At 60.9% G+C, this 13,727-nt stretch carries 14 protein-coding genes and 1 pseudogene; 10 read left to right on the top strand and 5 right to left on the bottom strand.

What is annotated here, in order from left to right:
• Position 1 precedes the first annotated feature (1 nt).
• The 5 genes from BQ8794_RS13595 to BQ8794_RS13575 are packed head-to-tail and all read right to left on the bottom strand — an operon-like array spanning position 2 to position 3,342.
• A complete protein-coding gene (locus BQ8794_RS13595; RefSeq protein WP_077378155.1) occupies positions 2-802 on the bottom strand; it encodes an SDR family NAD(P)-dependent oxidoreductase in 801 nt (266 codons plus the stop codon).
• A 26-nt stretch (positions 803-828) separates the two neighbouring features.
• A complete protein-coding gene (locus BQ8794_RS13590) occupies positions 829-1,614 on the bottom strand; it encodes an SDR family NAD(P)-dependent oxidoreductase (RefSeq protein ID WP_077378152.1) in 786 nt (261 codons plus the stop codon).
• 8 nt (positions 1,615-1,622) lie between these two features.
• Complete coding sequence (locus BQ8794_RS13585) at positions 1,623-2,699, bottom strand: maleylacetate reductase (protein ID WP_077378149.1); 1,077 nt, start codon at positions 2,697-2,699, stop codon at positions 1,623-1,625.
• Positions 2,700-2,704: 5 nt separating this feature from the next.
• Complete coding sequence (locus tag BQ8794_RS13580; protein ID WP_077378146.1) at positions 2,705-2,992, bottom strand: YciI family protein; 288 nt, start codon at positions 2,990-2,992, stop codon at positions 2,705-2,707.
• Positions 2,989-3,342 carry a Dabb family protein gene (locus tag BQ8794_RS13575; RefSeq protein WP_077378143.1) on the bottom strand — a complete coding sequence of 118 codons (354 nt, stop codon included), beginning with the start codon at positions 3,340-3,342 and terminating at the stop codon, positions 2,989-2,991. Before BQ8794_RS13575 ends, BQ8794_RS13580 begins: the two co-directional genes overlap by 4 nt.
• Positions 3,343-3,384: 42 nt before the next feature.
• On the opposite strand from BQ8794_RS13575, the gene BQ8794_RS13570 reads away from it, so the two are divergent.
• The 10 genes and pseudogenes from BQ8794_RS13570 to BQ8794_RS13530 all read left to right on the top strand — a co-directional run bounded on the left by BQ8794_RS13570 (position 3,385) and on the right by BQ8794_RS13530 (position 13,711).
• Positions 3,385-4,368: a LysR family transcriptional regulator gene (locus tag BQ8794_RS13570; protein WP_244554950.1), complete on the top strand. Its 984-nt coding sequence runs from the start codon at positions 3,385-3,387 to the stop codon at positions 4,366-4,368.
• 107 nt (positions 4,369-4,475) lie between these two features.
• Complete coding sequence (locus BQ8794_RS13565; protein WP_210189833.1) at positions 4,476-5,360, top strand: sugar phosphate isomerase/epimerase family protein; 885 nt, start codon at positions 4,476-4,478, stop codon at positions 5,358-5,360.
• An 87-nt stretch (positions 5,361-5,447) separates the two neighbouring features.
• Positions 5,448-6,539 (top strand): Gfo/Idh/MocA family protein, encoded by a 1,092-nt coding sequence (locus BQ8794_RS13560; RefSeq protein WP_077378140.1) that lies wholly within the window; start codon positions 5,448-5,450, stop codon positions 6,537-6,539.
• A gap of 199 nt (positions 6,540-6,738) precedes the next feature.
• A complete protein-coding gene (locus tag BQ8794_RS13555) occupies positions 6,739-7,434 on the top strand; it encodes an SDR family NAD(P)-dependent oxidoreductase (protein ID WP_077378137.1) in 696 nt (231 codons plus the stop codon).
• Positions 7,435-7,521: 87 nt separating this feature from the next.
• Positions 7,522-8,244 (top strand): 3-oxoacid CoA-transferase subunit A, encoded by a 723-nt coding sequence (locus BQ8794_RS13550; protein ID WP_077378135.1) that lies wholly within the window; start codon positions 7,522-7,524, stop codon positions 8,242-8,244.
• Complete coding sequence (locus tag BQ8794_RS13545; protein WP_077378132.1) at positions 8,241-8,912, top strand: 3-oxoacid CoA-transferase subunit B; 672 nt, start codon at positions 8,241-8,243, stop codon at positions 8,910-8,912. Before BQ8794_RS13550 ends, BQ8794_RS13545 begins: the two co-directional genes overlap by 4 nt.
• A gap of 1 nt (position 8,913) precedes the next feature.
• A complete protein-coding gene (gene pcaF, locus BQ8794_RS13540; RefSeq protein WP_077378129.1) occupies positions 8,914-10,116 on the top strand; it encodes a 3-oxoadipyl-CoA thiolase in 1,203 nt (400 codons plus the stop codon).
• A 36-nt stretch (positions 10,117-10,152) separates the two neighbouring features.
• Positions 10,153-10,354 (top strand): annotated as a pseudogene (locus BQ8794_RS36400) (ornithine cyclodeaminase); the annotation flags it as partial.
• A gap of 210 nt (positions 10,355-10,564) precedes the next feature.
• Positions 10,565-11,560 carry a tRNA dihydrouridine(20/20a) synthase DusA gene (dusA, locus tag BQ8794_RS13535; RefSeq protein WP_077378126.1) on the top strand — a complete coding sequence of 332 codons (996 nt, stop codon included), beginning with the start codon at positions 10,565-10,567 and terminating at the stop codon, positions 11,558-11,560.
• A 555-nt stretch (positions 11,561-12,115) separates the two neighbouring features.
• Positions 12,116-13,711 carry an ABC transporter substrate-binding protein gene (locus BQ8794_RS13530; RefSeq protein WP_210189832.1) on the top strand — a complete coding sequence of 532 codons (1,596 nt, stop codon included), beginning with the start codon at positions 12,116-12,118 and terminating at the stop codon, positions 13,709-13,711.
• Positions 13,712-13,727 lie beyond the last annotated feature (16 nt).

The raw sequence follows: 13,727 nt of genomic DNA, 5'->3' as shown, positions 1-13,727 counted from the left end.
GTCAGATGATGGATCGGATCGAGCCACCGTCGACGCCCCAGACCGAGGACGTTACGAACGAGGCCAGATCAGAGGCCAGGAACAGGATCACGTTCGCGACTTCGTCCGGCGTACCGAGCCGCTGTAGCGGCAACTGCCGAAGTTTCAATTCGTGCTCGACGGCCGCCTGTGGCTCCATCTTGTGGTACTTGCCCATCGTCTCGGCGAAGCCTCCGGGTTTCTCCCAGAAGGGCGACCAGATGGGACCAGGAGCAACAGCGTTGACGCGGATCTTGGGAGCCTCGGCTCGAGCCAATGCCTTGGTGAGGGCGAGGATTGCGGCCTTCGATACCGAGTAGTCGACCGGCACCGGTTCTGGCTGTCGCGCCAGGTCCGACGCATTGTTGACGATCACGCCGCCATTGGCCCGCAGGATTGGAAGCGCTTTGCGGGTCGCTCGTACATAACTCATGAAGTTGAGCGAAAGCGTTGCATCCCACGCCGCGTCATCGACGTCGTCGAAGCTGCGGATTGCGCCGGAACCAACATTGTTGACGAGCACGTCAACGCGGTTCCCGAAGCCCTTCAGAAGCTCGTCCATGCCGCCGGATACTCCAGCCGCTTCCGAGAGATCGGCGCTTGCGGAGTGAACCGTGACACCATGGCGACCGGCGACGGCCGCCACCTCCGCCAATCCTTTCTCGTCGATATCCAACAGTCCGAGGTCGGCGCCTTCCTTGGCGAAACCCAAGGCCGTGGCGCGGCCGATGCCGTTGGCAGCGCCGGTGATGATCACGACCTTTCCTTTGAGACCAGTATCCATATTGCTTCCTCCCAACGATCGTGAGTTTAGACGGACGCCCCTTCAGCGCCGGTTCGAAAATCGAAACCAGCAGTCAATCCACCGTCGGCGATGACGTCTGCACCAAGGAGTGCCGACGCGCCATCGGACAAGAGGAACAATGCTGCTTGGGCGACCTCACTTGCCTCGAGGATGCGGCCTTGCGGCTGTCGATTTGCCCGGGTCGCCAGGAACCTGGAGCTGTCGGTGGCGCTCTCGACGTGTCGCTTGAAGAGGCCAGCCATCATGGGACCGGGACTCAGAACGTTGATCCGGATGCCTCGGCGTGCGTGGTCGAGTGCTGCGGTCCGAGCCAGCTGACGCACGGCTGCTTTCGATGCGTTGTAGATGGCCAGCTGCTGCTCGGCCAAGGTGGCGTTGACTGACGCAACCGCAACGATGGCGCCACCACCTTTGGCCTCCATCCGAGGAACAATCATTGCCATACCCAAGGCGGTGCCGGTCACGTTCACCGCCATGGTGCGCTCGATGAGCTGGGGCGTCGCTTCAGGTACAGTGCCCACGTCAAGGATTGCGGCGCAGGTCACGAGCCCTAGCGTTGCGGACGTTTCGGCGTCGAGGAGGTCGCCCACCTTGTTCCAGGTACTTGTATCAGCGATCGAACCAGTGACCTGCCGGTAGCTGGGATCGGATTCGAGCGCAGATGGAGCCATATCGACACCGACCACCTTACAGTTGCACTGCAGCAGACGCCGGGCCACTTCGAGGCCGAGACCTGACGCTGTGCCTGTCACAACGACGATGTCGGGCAGCCGCAGTTCAAGCGAACTCATTCGATCACCTATTCAACAAGGGGGGGCAGGCCGGCGTAGGCGCGATGGAGGAGGCGCCCTATCCGATCTTCATCGAGCTGCCGCGGGTTCCAGTAGGGATTAGACAGGGCCAATGCGCGGGCCTGACCAAGGCCCTCTTCCGGCATGCCAATGTCCTTGAGGGCGCGCACCGCTCCTACCTGGCCGGCGAGTTCGTAGAGCGCGAGGCTGGGGTCGTCGGTTTCCAAAACGCGCTTCAGGCGACCGATGGCCTCCGGGACAGCTGGCGCGTTGTAGGCGAGGGCATGCGGCAGCATGATGGTGTGCGTCTCTGCATGCGGGAGGTCGAACGTTCCGCCGAGCGTATGGCAAAGCTTGTGGTGCAGGGACATGCCCACGGCCCCCAGGCACGTCCCCGCCAACCAAGCGCCGTACAGGGCCAGGGATCGTGCTTCCCTGTTCTCCTGATCAAGCTTGATCGTGGGCAAGGCCTTGGCCAATGCACAGATGGCTTCGCCCGCCATCAGGTCGATTATCGGGTTCCGGTCCTGAGCGTAGAGGGCCTCAACCGCGTGTGCGATAGCGTTGATGCCGCTGGTTCCTGAGAGGGCGACCGGTAGGGAAAGCGTCAGGTCGACATCGTAGATCACCACTTCAGGCAGGACCTTCGGCGAAGTGATCGTCTTCTTCTGGCCGTTCGCCGTTTCACCGAGGATGGGCGTCATCTCAGAGCCGGCATAGGTGGTCGGGATGGCGATCTGCGGCAGATCGGTGCGCAGGGCCAAAGCTTTGCTGAGGCCAGTCGTCGAACCACCGCCAATGGCGACTAGCCCGTCGACATCCTTTTCCTGAATGTCTCGCATCGCTTGTTCAGTGACATTCACCGGGGTGTGCATGGCGGCGCCCGAGAACACCCCAACTGACTTTGCCGCGAGTCGGGAGGCCACCGTCAGAGCAAAGTCTTCTTGCTGGGGTGTGGAGAGGACCAGAACCCGCTGCAGCCGCAAGCGGTCGACTTCTTCTCCGACCCTACCAACCGATCCCGCGCCAAAGACGACTCGCGATGCATTGGCGCTGTAGACGAAACTCTCGGGTAGCCTTGCCATTTTGCCTACTCCCGATTGTCAACGCGCAGGTTGAACTGCTTGATGCTGATCTCGGCCCACACGCCCGACCGGTTGAAGGGGTCGGCAGCGTTGAATGCTTCGACCTCAGCCACACTTGAGGCCTCAAAGACGAACAGCGACCCAATCATTGTGGCGCCGTCAGCCGCTAGCAGCGGTCCGGAGATTACGGTCCTCATCTTTCCCGCGGCCAGATAGGCCTTATGCTCATCGTAGTGAGCAAGACGAATATCGATCGCGTTTGGATGATCGATGCAGTGGACGGCAACCTTCATGGCGAGGGTTCCTCCGTTGAAACGTAGTCGACCTGGTACCGCGCAATACGCACACCCTGGAGCTCGTCACGTATCTTCAAGTGGGCGGGATGGTTGGCATATGCCTCCAGAGCTTCGGCGCTCTCGAACTCTGAGTATAGCACCACGTCGCAGGCGTAATCGACGCCACTGAAATCCACGCCTACTTCAATGTGCAGAAGGCCCGGGATCGCTCCGAGCAATGCCTCAAAGCGCGATTTGACCGCTTCTACCGCAGCGGCTTTCTGGCCGTCGGCGCTTGGAAGGAGGTTCCACATGACGACATGTTTTACCCGCTCCCTCTGCCCCTTCTGTGCCGCCAGTTGATCCATCCGTTCCCTCTCAAGCCTAGTGACCGTGCGAGTTTGACGGAAGTGATTGCATTTGCTTGGGAAGCGATGAAGACTGGCTTTCTCAAAACACCTTTCCGCCGGATGCAAAAAGTGGATCGTTGGACCGAGCTACAGGTGTTCCTCAAAATCGTTGAGGAACAGAGCATGACAAAGGCGGCGGAAGCCCTTGACCTCTCGGTTTCCGGAGTTAGCCGCCACCTTGTGAATCTGGAGTCGAGGCTCGGTGCCCGGCTGGTTCAACGATCTACTCGCCGGCTCAGCACGACCACCGAAGGCCAGCAGCTCTACTTGGACGCCCGAGACATCCTGGCTAATTGGGAAGAGGCCGAGGCAAACGTTACGGCCCGCGCTCATGCGCCAACCGGCAGGCTGAGGGTAGGGGCCTCTCTGTCATTTTCGTTGCTGCATCTGATGCCAGTGGTTCAGCAGTTTAGGCAGCGCTATCCGAGTGTGCTGATCGAAGTGGTGGCATCCAACCGCTACTACGACATCATCGAAAATGGGCTCGATCTTGCGATCCGCACGCGTCGCGTGGAGGCCGATAGCTCCATCACTATTCGAAAGCTGGCCGAGACGCGCCGGCTATTGGCGGCATCACAGGAGTACCTCGATCGCCGCGGCGTCCCGAAGCATCCCAGCGACCTCAAGGACCACGACCTGATCCTCTACACTCTGGCCGACAACTGGAATCACCTGAACTTCCGCAAGGGCGAGGAAGCTGTAGCCGTCGAGGTCGATGGCATCATCAATGCCAATGACGGCCAGCTCATTTGCGCGGCCGCTCGCGACGGTCTTGGGATCCTGGCGCAACCAACGTACATCATCCAGAAAGATCTCGAAGCCGGGCGCCTTGTCCGTGTCCTCGATGATTGGGATCTCCCCAGGCTGACAATGAACATCGCCTATCCGAGCAAATCCTTCATGCCCGCCCGGACCCGGCTGTTCCTCGACTTTCTCGTCGAGCAGTTCCGCGCAAACAACTACGAGGAACTGTGGACTCGGTAAGCCGATTTTTGCGCGCCACGCAACACAGTTTCTCCAGCGACCGGGTTTATTCTCGCTCGGTAGAACGTTAGCCAAAACGGGTGCCGCGCCGCTCGCGGAGGCACGATATGCATTCCCGCAAGGACATCGTGATGGCTGCAGACGTTGAACTCCTGATTTCCTACTTCGCCCTCTCCGGTGACGTCTTCCCCCTTGGCCCCACGGAAATCAGTCCTTTCCCGTTCAAGGACCGTGTCGAGGCCGCTGCCCGCGCCCGATTCAAGGGCTTCGGCCTCCACTCGGAGGACGTAGTTCATGTCAGGGATCAGATCGGCTACCGGGAAATGCGCCGGATCGTGGAGGCGAACGGCATCAAGCACCTCGAGATCGAGTTCCTGACTAATTGGTTCCACCGCGACGAGAAGCGTCAGGAGTCCGACAAGGTCCGCAAGCTTATGCTCGAGGTCGCAGCGGAATTGGGGCTAAAGGATATCAAGGTCGGGCCTGGCTTCGAGGATGCTCCAGCCGACGTGCAGCTGATGGCGGATGAACTGGGCAAGTTATGCGACGAGGCTGCGCCCTACGGCACCGACATCGTGTTGGAAATCATGCCTTGGTCAAATGTGCGTACCATCGAAACCGGCTTGGCGATCGTCTCCGGCGCAAATCGCAAGAACGGTGGCCTGCTCATCGACATCTGGCACATGGCCCGAGGCAACATTCCCTATAGCGAAATTCGCAAGATACCCGCTCGGTTCATCAAGGCCGTGGAAATTGACGACGCGCTGAAGGTGGCGCCGGTACCAGACATTTGGGAAGATACGATCGCTTATCGCGAGCTTTGCGGGGAAGGGGAACTCGATGTCCCCGCATTTCTGCGCGAGGTACAGGCAGCCGGCTACAGTGGTGTCTACGGGACCGAAATCCTTTCGGCCAAACACCGCGTGCTCGGATTGGACGAGATGGCTCAGCGGATTTTCAAGTCCTCCATGGCTCAGTTTGCCGATCTCTGATCGGACCAACGGCAGCGCGAACTTTTTGGAGGGGTGATCAACGAGGATCGCCCCTTCTTCTTTTCTCCACAACGAAGGTCAACGGCCATGGGCTACGCTATTGGTGAAGATGCTGTGCTCGGCATCGCTTGCCTGGGAATTACGCACCCCCACACATCTGGCAGGGTAAAGGCGTTTCAGAGAATGTCGGGGGTGCGCCTGCTGGGTGCCCATGACGAAAGTCCGCTTCTGACGCCGTTTGTCGATGCGCTTGGGTTGGAGCCCCGAAGTAAGAACGAGATCCTGGCGGATCCCGATGTCGATGCGGTGCTTGTGCATCCCAAAAGCCACGCTATGGCGGATTTTGCCATCGAGGCGCTTGAAGCGGGAAAGGCCGTGCTTTGTGAAAAGCCGGCCGGCCGAGGGTCGACCGACACCGCGCGTATCGTCGCCGCGGTCGAGCGGACGGAGGGCCTGTTTCAGGTTGGGTACTGTTGGCGTTTCGCGCCTTCCATCGGAAAGATGCAGGAGGTTCTGGCAAGCGGACGACTGGGGAAAGTTCTCCAGGTCAGGGCCCATGCCGGCTGCTCTCACAATGAGGCAGCTACCGCCCACATGAATCAGCCTGGGGACATAGGTGGAGCGATGTTCGTAATCGCCTGCCACCTCATCGATCGCATCCTGCTCCACTTCGGCATGCCCGATACAGTCAACGCTAGAATTACCAAGTTTCCGTTGGTGTTCGGCGCCGAGTCCCGGGAAGACGCCGGTGGCGCGATCCTCAACTACCCCGATAAGTTGGTCACCGTCGACTTCATGTCATGGGATCCGCTGTCGTGGACGGAGACTTGGGACCTGTCGGCATACGGGACCGAGGGAATAATGCACTCGTGCCCCCTGCCGGCGTCATACAAGATCTACGACAGCGGGAAGAACGGTCATCAGCAAGGATGGACGGAGTGGCGAGAGACGAGCTTCCCGGAAATCTGGGCGACCAAAAAGACGGTCTATTCTCCCGAGATCGCCGAGATCGGTAACCCTATCTATTTCGACCGCGAGGCGAGCGCTTTCGCTGCGTCGCTGCGGACGGGATCGCCGTCCGTTGTGCCCGCCACGCAAGCTCACAACGTTAACCGGCTTCTCGAAGCCATGTTCAAGTCGTCTGAATTGGCGGGCGCTGAAGTATCGCTCACACTCTAGATTCGCCGCAGGTCCGAGCCCGACAACCACTTAAGTGCGGGCTTTTTTGTGCGTGCATTTTTGCGCATCCCGCAACACTGTTTCTAAATTCGCGCGCTTTATCGCGCCAGCCGCCATGCGAGAATAGAACTACCGAAGAAAGGTCGCATTCGAAGGAGGAGTGCACTCTCTTAAGGGCAGCCGTCATCGGGAGGAGAACATGGCTATTAACCGTCGACTATTCTTTGCTTCGGGTATCGCGCTCGCCGCTGCCCTATTGGTTCATGAGGCGGTGGCGCAAAATGCCGAGCTGAAGCTCGGCCGGTTCATGCCCACGCTGAACACGCCCTTCTTTACCGTGCTCGTGAAGGCCGCGAGTGCTGAAGCCACCTCGCTTGGCGGCAGCGATGCCGGCGGTGCCCAGATCCTGGTCAACAATGCGGGGCTCGTTGGAACATACGCGTCGCTCACCGATGTGTCCGTTGAAGATTGGCATTCGGTGATCGCCGTCAATCAGACCGGCGTCTTTTACGGCATGCGTGTGTTCATCCCGCAGATGCTTGGGCGCGGGGGCTCCGTCGTCAACGTCTCGTCGATTTGGGGCGCCGTCGGTGCCGCGGGCGTCGCTCCCTATACCGCCTCCAAGGGCGCTGTGACGCAGATGAGCAAGAACGGTGCGCTCACTTACGCCAAGGAGAAGGTGCGTGTGAACTCGATCCACCCAGGACTGATCGCGACGCCCATGATTGCGGCTCAGGATCCGAACATCTCGGCCGACGTCATCCGCGCCACACCGATGGGCCGCATCGGCGAGCCAGGCGAGGTAGCCGCCGTCATCCTCTTCCTCGCCAGCGACGAGGCGTCCTACGTGACCGGAGCCCAGTTCATGGTGGACGGCGGCTACACCGCCCAGTGAGTTTCATGGGCGCACGGGGACCAGCCCGCGCGCCCGGTTGATGCAACGTCGCTTTGGGTTGCGGCGTCGGCCGCGAAGGATTGCTTTATGGACAAGATAGTTCCCCATCTCGCCACCGCGGTAGCCGGGATCGAAGACGGAATGACGCTGATGGTTGGTGGATTTGGCGGCTCAGGTGCGCCGATCGAACTCCTCCATGCTCTGGTCGACCGGTTCCGCGCCACCGGGTCTCCCAAAGGACTCATCGTGATCAACAACAATGCCGGCAATGGGCGGATCGGGATCGCGGCGATGATCGACGCCGGCATGGTCGCGAAGATGGTTTGCTCGTTTCCGCGCTCAGCCGATCCTCGCGCCTTCACCGAGAAGTATCTTGCCGGCCAGATCGGGCTCGAGCTCGTGCCGCAGGGAACGCTGGCCGAGCGCATCCGCGCCGGCGGCGCGGGCATTCCGGCCTTCTACACGCCGACGAGCTTCGGCACCGACTTGGCCGAGGGCAAGCCGGTCGCCGAGTTTGATGGTCGCATGTACGTGCAGGAACGCTGGCTCAAGGCGGACGCAGCCCTGATCAAGGCCGAACTGGCCGACACCATGGGCAACCTCACCTACCGCAAAGCGGCGCGGAACTTCTCGCCCCTGATGGCGGCCGCTGCCCGGGTGACCATCGTCCAGGCCTCGAAGATCGTGGCTCCCGATGGAATCGACCCGGAGCAGGTTGTTACACCCGGAATTTTCGTCAACCGCATCGTGCAAATCACCGATGCCCAACAGGAAGAAGCCCTCATGCGGGCTGGGGTGGCGTACGCATGACTGAGAAACTCACCAACGCCCAGATCGCCTGGCGAGCCGCTCAGGACATTGCCGACGGCGCCTATGTGAACTTGGGCATCGGCTTTCCTGAGATGGTCGCGAAATTCCAACCACCCGGCCGGCAAGCGATCTTTCACACCGAGAACGGCGTGCTCAACTTCGGGGAAAGTCCGCCGGAGGGTGAGGAGGATTGGGACCTGATCAACGCTGGCAAGAAGGCAATCACGCTCAAGCCCGGCGCAGCCTTCTTCCATCATGCCGACAGCTTCGCCATGGTCCGCGGCGGCCATCTCGACGTCGCCATCCTGGGTGCCTACGAAGTGGCTGCAAATGGCGACCTCGCCAATTGGTCGACGGGCCCGAAGGGCGTGCCGGCCGTCGGCGGTGCGATGGATCTGGTGCATGGCGCCAAGCGCGTTGCTGTGATCACCGACCACGTGACGAAGGACGGGCGCCCCAAGTTGGTCAAGCGCTGCGGCCTGCCGCTGACCGGCGTTGGCTGCGTCACCCGCGTCTATACCAGCCTTGCCGTTGTTGACATCGAGAGCCGGCGCTTCGTGCTGCGCGAGAAGCTTCCCAAGCTCAGTCTCGACGTCCTGCAAGCGGTAACGGGTGCCGAGCTTCTCGTCGACGGCGCGGTCGGCGACCTGATTGTTCCGGAGGTCTAGAATGAGCGAAGCCTTCATCTGCGCCTACAAGCGCACGCCCATCGGCCGCTTCGGCGGCGTCCTGTCCTCAGTTCGAGCGGACGACCTGGGCGCCGTTCCCCTCAGGGCGCTGGTCGCTGAGAACTCAGGCGTCGATTGGGACGCGGTCGACGACGTGATCTTGGGTTGTGCCAATCAAGCCGGCGAAGACAACCGGAACGTTGCTCGTATGAGTTCGCTCTTGGCCGGCCTGCCTGTGAGCATCCCTGGCACGACAATCAATCGCCTCTGTGGATCCGGAATGGATGCGGTGATCACCGCAGCCCGCGCGGTCAAGTCCGGTGAGGCGGAGTTGGTCATCGCCGGCGGCGTCGAGTCCATGAGCCGAGCGCCGTTCGTGCTGCCCAAGGCCGAGATGGCTTTCACTCGCAATGCCGAGATCTACGACACGACCATCGGCTGGCGCTTCGTCAACCCGCTGATGAAGGAGCAGTACGGCATGGATTCTATGCCCGAGACCGGTGAGAACGTCGCGCGGGACTTCGGCGTGTCGCGCGAGGCGCAGGATGCCTTTGCGGTGCGCAGCCAGGACAAGGCCATCGCCGCGCAAATGAGAGGGAGGCTTGCCCGGGAAATCGTCCCGGTAATGGTCCCTCAGAAGAAGGGGGACGCGATTCCCGTCGAACTGGACGAGCACCCTCGAGCCGGCACCACAATGGAAACCCTGGCCAAGCTCAAGCCGTTGTTCGCTGGCGGCAGCGTCACCGCCGGCAACGCCTCGGGAGTGAACGACGGCGCCGCAGCACTCATTATCGCGACGGAGGCGGCCGCCAGACGTTACGGGCTTACGCCGATTGCCCGCATACTGGGTGGGGCGGCGGCCGGCGTGGCACCTCGCATCATGGGCATTGGTCCGGCACCGGCCACCAAGAAGCTTTGCGCTCGCCTTGGGATTGCACCGGCGGAGTTCGAGGTGATCGAACTCAACGAGGCTTTCGGGAGTCAGGCCATCGCCGTGCTTCGGGATCTGGGCATCCCTGAGAACGCAAGCCACGTGAATCCCAACGGTGGCGCCATCGCCTTGGGGCACCCCTTGGGCATGAGTGGCGCGAGGATAACTGGAACCGCGGCGCTCGAACTCGCCTCCCTTGGGAAGAAATACGCCCTGGCGACGATGTGCATTGGGGTGGGGCAAGGGATCGCTATCGCACTGCAGCGAGTTTAGACGAGTGGGCGACGGGCTGGAGCGATATTGCGATTTCGGAAGGCCGCGATGTCGGGGCTGAAGGCAAGCTATCTTGCGCCCGGTGGAGCCCGCAAGATGGCTCCGATTGGCAAAGGGCACAGTGCCAGTTCCAGGCAATCGCCTTTCAGGCGATCTGCGGCATCGACACCGTGCGTCTCTACGATATTGATCCGAAGCCACCGAGAAGGCCGTGAGGACCTTGCAGGGTGCGGCTTTACACGGTGTTCTGCTCGTCGAGCGAGGAATTGCTGATACTGCAAAGCTGAACCGTCCTGCCCAACATAAGATGGGATCAAGTTCCAAATGTACTTGTGGGGTTAGGGCTCCAGCATGCATGATTTCGGACTGCTTTCGATTGACACAGCACCGGAAAAATCAGCAATGTGGGCCTGATTTGGTGCAGTGATGCTTTAGGAAACGATTGCATATGTTTGAGAAAAATCATAAAATTTCCATCGCGCCGATGATGGATTGGACGGACCGGCATTGCCGGTTCCTCCATCGCCAGTTGACGCGCCGGGCCTTGCTCTACACCGAGATGGTGGTGGCCGACGCGGTCATCCACGGCGAGCGCGAGCGCTTGCTCGGCTTCGATGATACGGAACATCCGGTCGCGTTGCAGCTCGGCGGCTCCGATCCGCAAAAGCTTGCCGAGGCGGCCCGCGTCGGCGAAGCCTTCGGCTATGACGAGATCAACCTCAATGTCGGCTGCCCGTCCGACCGCGTCCAGTCGGGCACGTTCGGCGCCTGCCTGATGAAAGCCCCGGACCTGGTCGCCGATTGCGTCGCGGCGATGAAGGGTTTTGTCAGCATTCCGGTTACCGTCAAATGCCGCATCGGCGTCGACGAGCAGGATCCCGAGCCGGCGCTCGATACGTTGACGGACGGGGTTTTCGCGGCCGGCGCCGACGCGCTGTGGGTGCATGCCCGCAAGGCGTGGCTGGAAGGGCTGAGCCCGAAGGAAAACCGCGACATCCCGCCGCTCGACTACAACAGGGTGTATCGGCTGAAGGCCAAAAATCCAAACAACTTCATTGGGATCAACGGCGGCATTCAATCTCTTGAAGAGGCGCTTGACCACATTGATCATGTCGACGGCGCCATGCTCGGCCGCGCCGCCTATCACACGCCGGGCATTCTGGCAGGCGTGGACGCGGCGTTTTACGACGACACACCCAAAACGTTCGATTTTGCTGCGCTGATCGATGCCATGGCGGATTATGCGGTACGCCATATCGAGCGGGGCGGGCGGCTTGGCCATGTCACCCGTCACATGGTCGGCCTGTTCCACGGTCTACCCGGTGCGCGCCGTTACCGGCAGATCCTTTCGACCGATGCGACAAGGCCCGGCGCCGGACCCGATGTGCTGAAGGCGGCCTTCGCCGCAGTCGATTTTAGCGGGACGGACGCCGAAGCAGCCTGACTGTCCAATCGCGCAAGATCATGTGGAGGGCATCGCGTTGAAGGTACGCCAAACAACGCTAAGCGAGAACAAATGATGATTCTGTTGGGCGTTCGATTCGAAAGACTGCCCGGGGCCGCTCGCAATCAACTGTAGCGGCCACCTGAACGGGCAAGTAGCGCCAGAAACGGACATTAGCGAAAGCGATTCCAGGGCAGCTTTGGAAGAGCGGACATTCGACGTCCTCATATCAATTCATCAGCTTCGGCTCCGAGAATACCCATGCGGTCTAAAATTTGCGTGCGCGGGTGATAGAGGCGGACCCAGTAACTCCAGCCAGGTGTAATCGAAAATACAGGTTGGCAATTTCCGTCGCAGCCAACGAACTGGATATCGACCGATCCATCCGCCCCGGGCGAGGCCCAAGTCCGCGCGGGAGCAAGCGAGAGGACACGAGTCCGACCGTACGGCCGGAGGTTCCTCGTTAGCTCGGGAATGGCTGTTGTGCTATCGTCCTAAAGTCTCTCGGGCCGCCGAGGGTCTCGCATGATCTTCCGTTCGAGGGAGAGAGCATCTGTGACGGAATTTGAAACGAAGCTGCAGTCGGCCGCCAAGCTTGCCGCGAAAGGCAGGGTTTCGCGTCGTGACTTTGTTCAGCTGGCGCTCGCCGCCGGCCTTACCGCCACGGCCGCCAATGCGATGTTCGTCCAGGCGGTGCGCGCCGAGCCCAAGAAGGGCGGCACCTTGAAGATCGGCATCAGCGATGGCGCCGCCACCGATTCGATGGACCCGGGTCTCTACGTCAACCCGTTCACCGTCACCGCGCTAGGGGGAACCTTGTCGAACGGCCTGACCGAGATCGATGCCAAGGGCAACGTGGTCCCCGACCTCGCCGAGAGCTTCGAGCCGTCAGACGGCGCCAAGAAGTGGGTGTTCAAACTGAGGAAAGGCGCCACCTTTCACAATGGCAAGACGGTTACCGCCGACGATGTCGTGGCCTCGGTCAGGCATCACACCATCGAGGGCACGAGATCGGTGGCGAAATCGCTCTTGGCTTCGGTCAACAACGTCGTCGCCGACGGTGCCGAGACGGTGGTGTTCGAACTCGACGGCGGCAATGCCGACTTCCCCTACATCATATCGGACATCCCGGTCATGCCGGCGAGAGAGGGCGGCGTCGACTGGGAGTCGGGCATCCGCACCGGCCCCTATATGCTCGAGAAATTCGAGCCCGGCGTCATCGCCACCTTTAACAAGAACCCGAACTACTTCAAATCCGACAAGGGCTGGTTCGACCGTGTCGAATACCTGGCGATCAATGATGTAAGGGCGCGCACCAACGCGCTCAACACCGGCGAAGTCCACTACATGGATCGCTGCGATCTGAAGACGCTCGACATTCTGAAGCAGAACCCCGATCTCGTGATCTCAGAGACGACGGGCTACGGCCACTACGTCTATGTCATGAACGTCCAGAAGGCGCCCTTCGACAATCCCGATGTGCGCAATGCGTTGAAGTACTCGCTCAATCGCGACGAGATCGTACGGAAGGTGTTTCTTGGCCACGGCGCCATCGGCAACGACAATCCGATCGCACCGACCGTCAAGTTCGCGATCGATCCGCAGCCGAAGCACGTCTACGACCCCGACATGGTCAAGAGCCTGCTCAAGAAGGCGGGGGCCGAGAACACCCAGTTCGACCTGTCGGTCGCGGATGCCGGGTTCACGGGTGCTACCGACTCCGCTTTCCTCTGGCAGGAGCATGCCCGCGCCGCCGGCCTCAACCTGAATGTGATCCGGGAGCCCAACGACGGCTACTGGAACAATGTCTGGCTCCAGAAGCCGTTCTACGCCTCTTACTGGGCCGGCCGGCCGACGTGCGACTGGATGTTCACCACCGCCTATGCGGCGGAAGCGCTGTGGAACGAAACGTTCTGGAAAAATCCGCGCTTTAATGAGCTGCTCGTCGCCGCCCGCTCGGAGACCGACGATACCAAGCGCGCCGGCATGTATGCCGAAATGCAGCAATTGCTGCATGACGAGGGCGGGCTCATCAACCTCGTCTTCAACTCCTATGTCGATGCCCACACCAAGGCTCTCGCCCATGGCGAGTTGGCGTCGAACTGGCCGATGGACGGGTCGAAGATCGCCGAACGCTGGTGGTTCGCCTAGGCCGTGTACTCGTCAA

It is taken from the genome of Mesorhizobium prunaredense (assembly GCF_900156895.1).
GTDB lineage: Bacteria > Pseudomonadota > Alphaproteobacteria > Rhizobiales > Rhizobiaceae > Mesorhizobium > Mesorhizobium prunaredense.
The sequence above is the reverse complement of the archived record's forward strand: the minus strand, read 5'-3'. Positions and strand labels throughout refer to the sequence as shown.

What these genes read in the sequence shown, in the direction of transcription:
- pcaF (WP_077378129.1), top strand. Translation starts at nt 8,914, where the DNA reads ATGAGCGAAGCCTTCATCTGCGCCTACAAGCGCACGCCCATCGGCCGC.
- dusA (WP_077378126.1), top strand. Translation starts at nt 10,565, where the DNA reads ATGTTTGAGAAAAATCATAAAATTTCCATCGCGCCGATGATGGATTGG.
- BQ8794_RS13545 (WP_077378132.1), top strand. Translation starts at nt 8,241, where the DNA reads ATGACTGAGAAACTCACCAACGCCCAGATCGCCTGGCGAGCCGCTCAG.
- BQ8794_RS13580 (WP_077378146.1), bottom strand. Translation starts at nt 2,992, where the DNA reads ATGAAGGTTGCCGTCCACTGCATCGATCATCCAAACGCGATCGATATT.
- BQ8794_RS13590 (WP_077378152.1), bottom strand. Translation starts at nt 1,614, where the DNA reads ATGAGTTCGCTTGAACTGCGGCTGCCCGACATCGTCGTTGTGACAGGC.
- BQ8794_RS13555 (WP_077378137.1), top strand. Translation starts at nt 6,739, where the DNA reads ATGGCTATTAACCGTCGACTATTCTTTGCTTCGGGTATCGCGCTCGCC.
- BQ8794_RS13565 (WP_210189833.1), top strand. Translation starts at nt 4,476, where the DNA reads ATGCATTCCCGCAAGGACATCGTGATGGCTGCAGACGTTGAACTCCTG.
- BQ8794_RS13575 (WP_077378143.1), bottom strand. Translation starts at nt 3,342, where the DNA reads ATGGATCAACTGGCGGCACAGAAGGGGCAGAGGGAGCGGGTAAAACAT.
- BQ8794_RS13595 (WP_077378155.1), bottom strand. Translation starts at nt 802, where the DNA reads ATGGATACTGGTCTCAAAGGAAAGGTCGTGATCATCACCGGCGCTGCC.
- BQ8794_RS13550 (WP_077378135.1), top strand. Translation starts at nt 7,522, where the DNA reads ATGGACAAGATAGTTCCCCATCTCGCCACCGCGGTAGCCGGGATCGAA.
- BQ8794_RS13560 (WP_077378140.1), top strand. Translation starts at nt 5,448, where the DNA reads ATGGGCTACGCTATTGGTGAAGATGCTGTGCTCGGCATCGCTTGCCTG.
- BQ8794_RS13585 (WP_077378149.1), bottom strand. Translation starts at nt 2,699, where the DNA reads ATGGCAAGGCTACCCGAGAGTTTCGTCTACAGCGCCAATGCATCGCGA.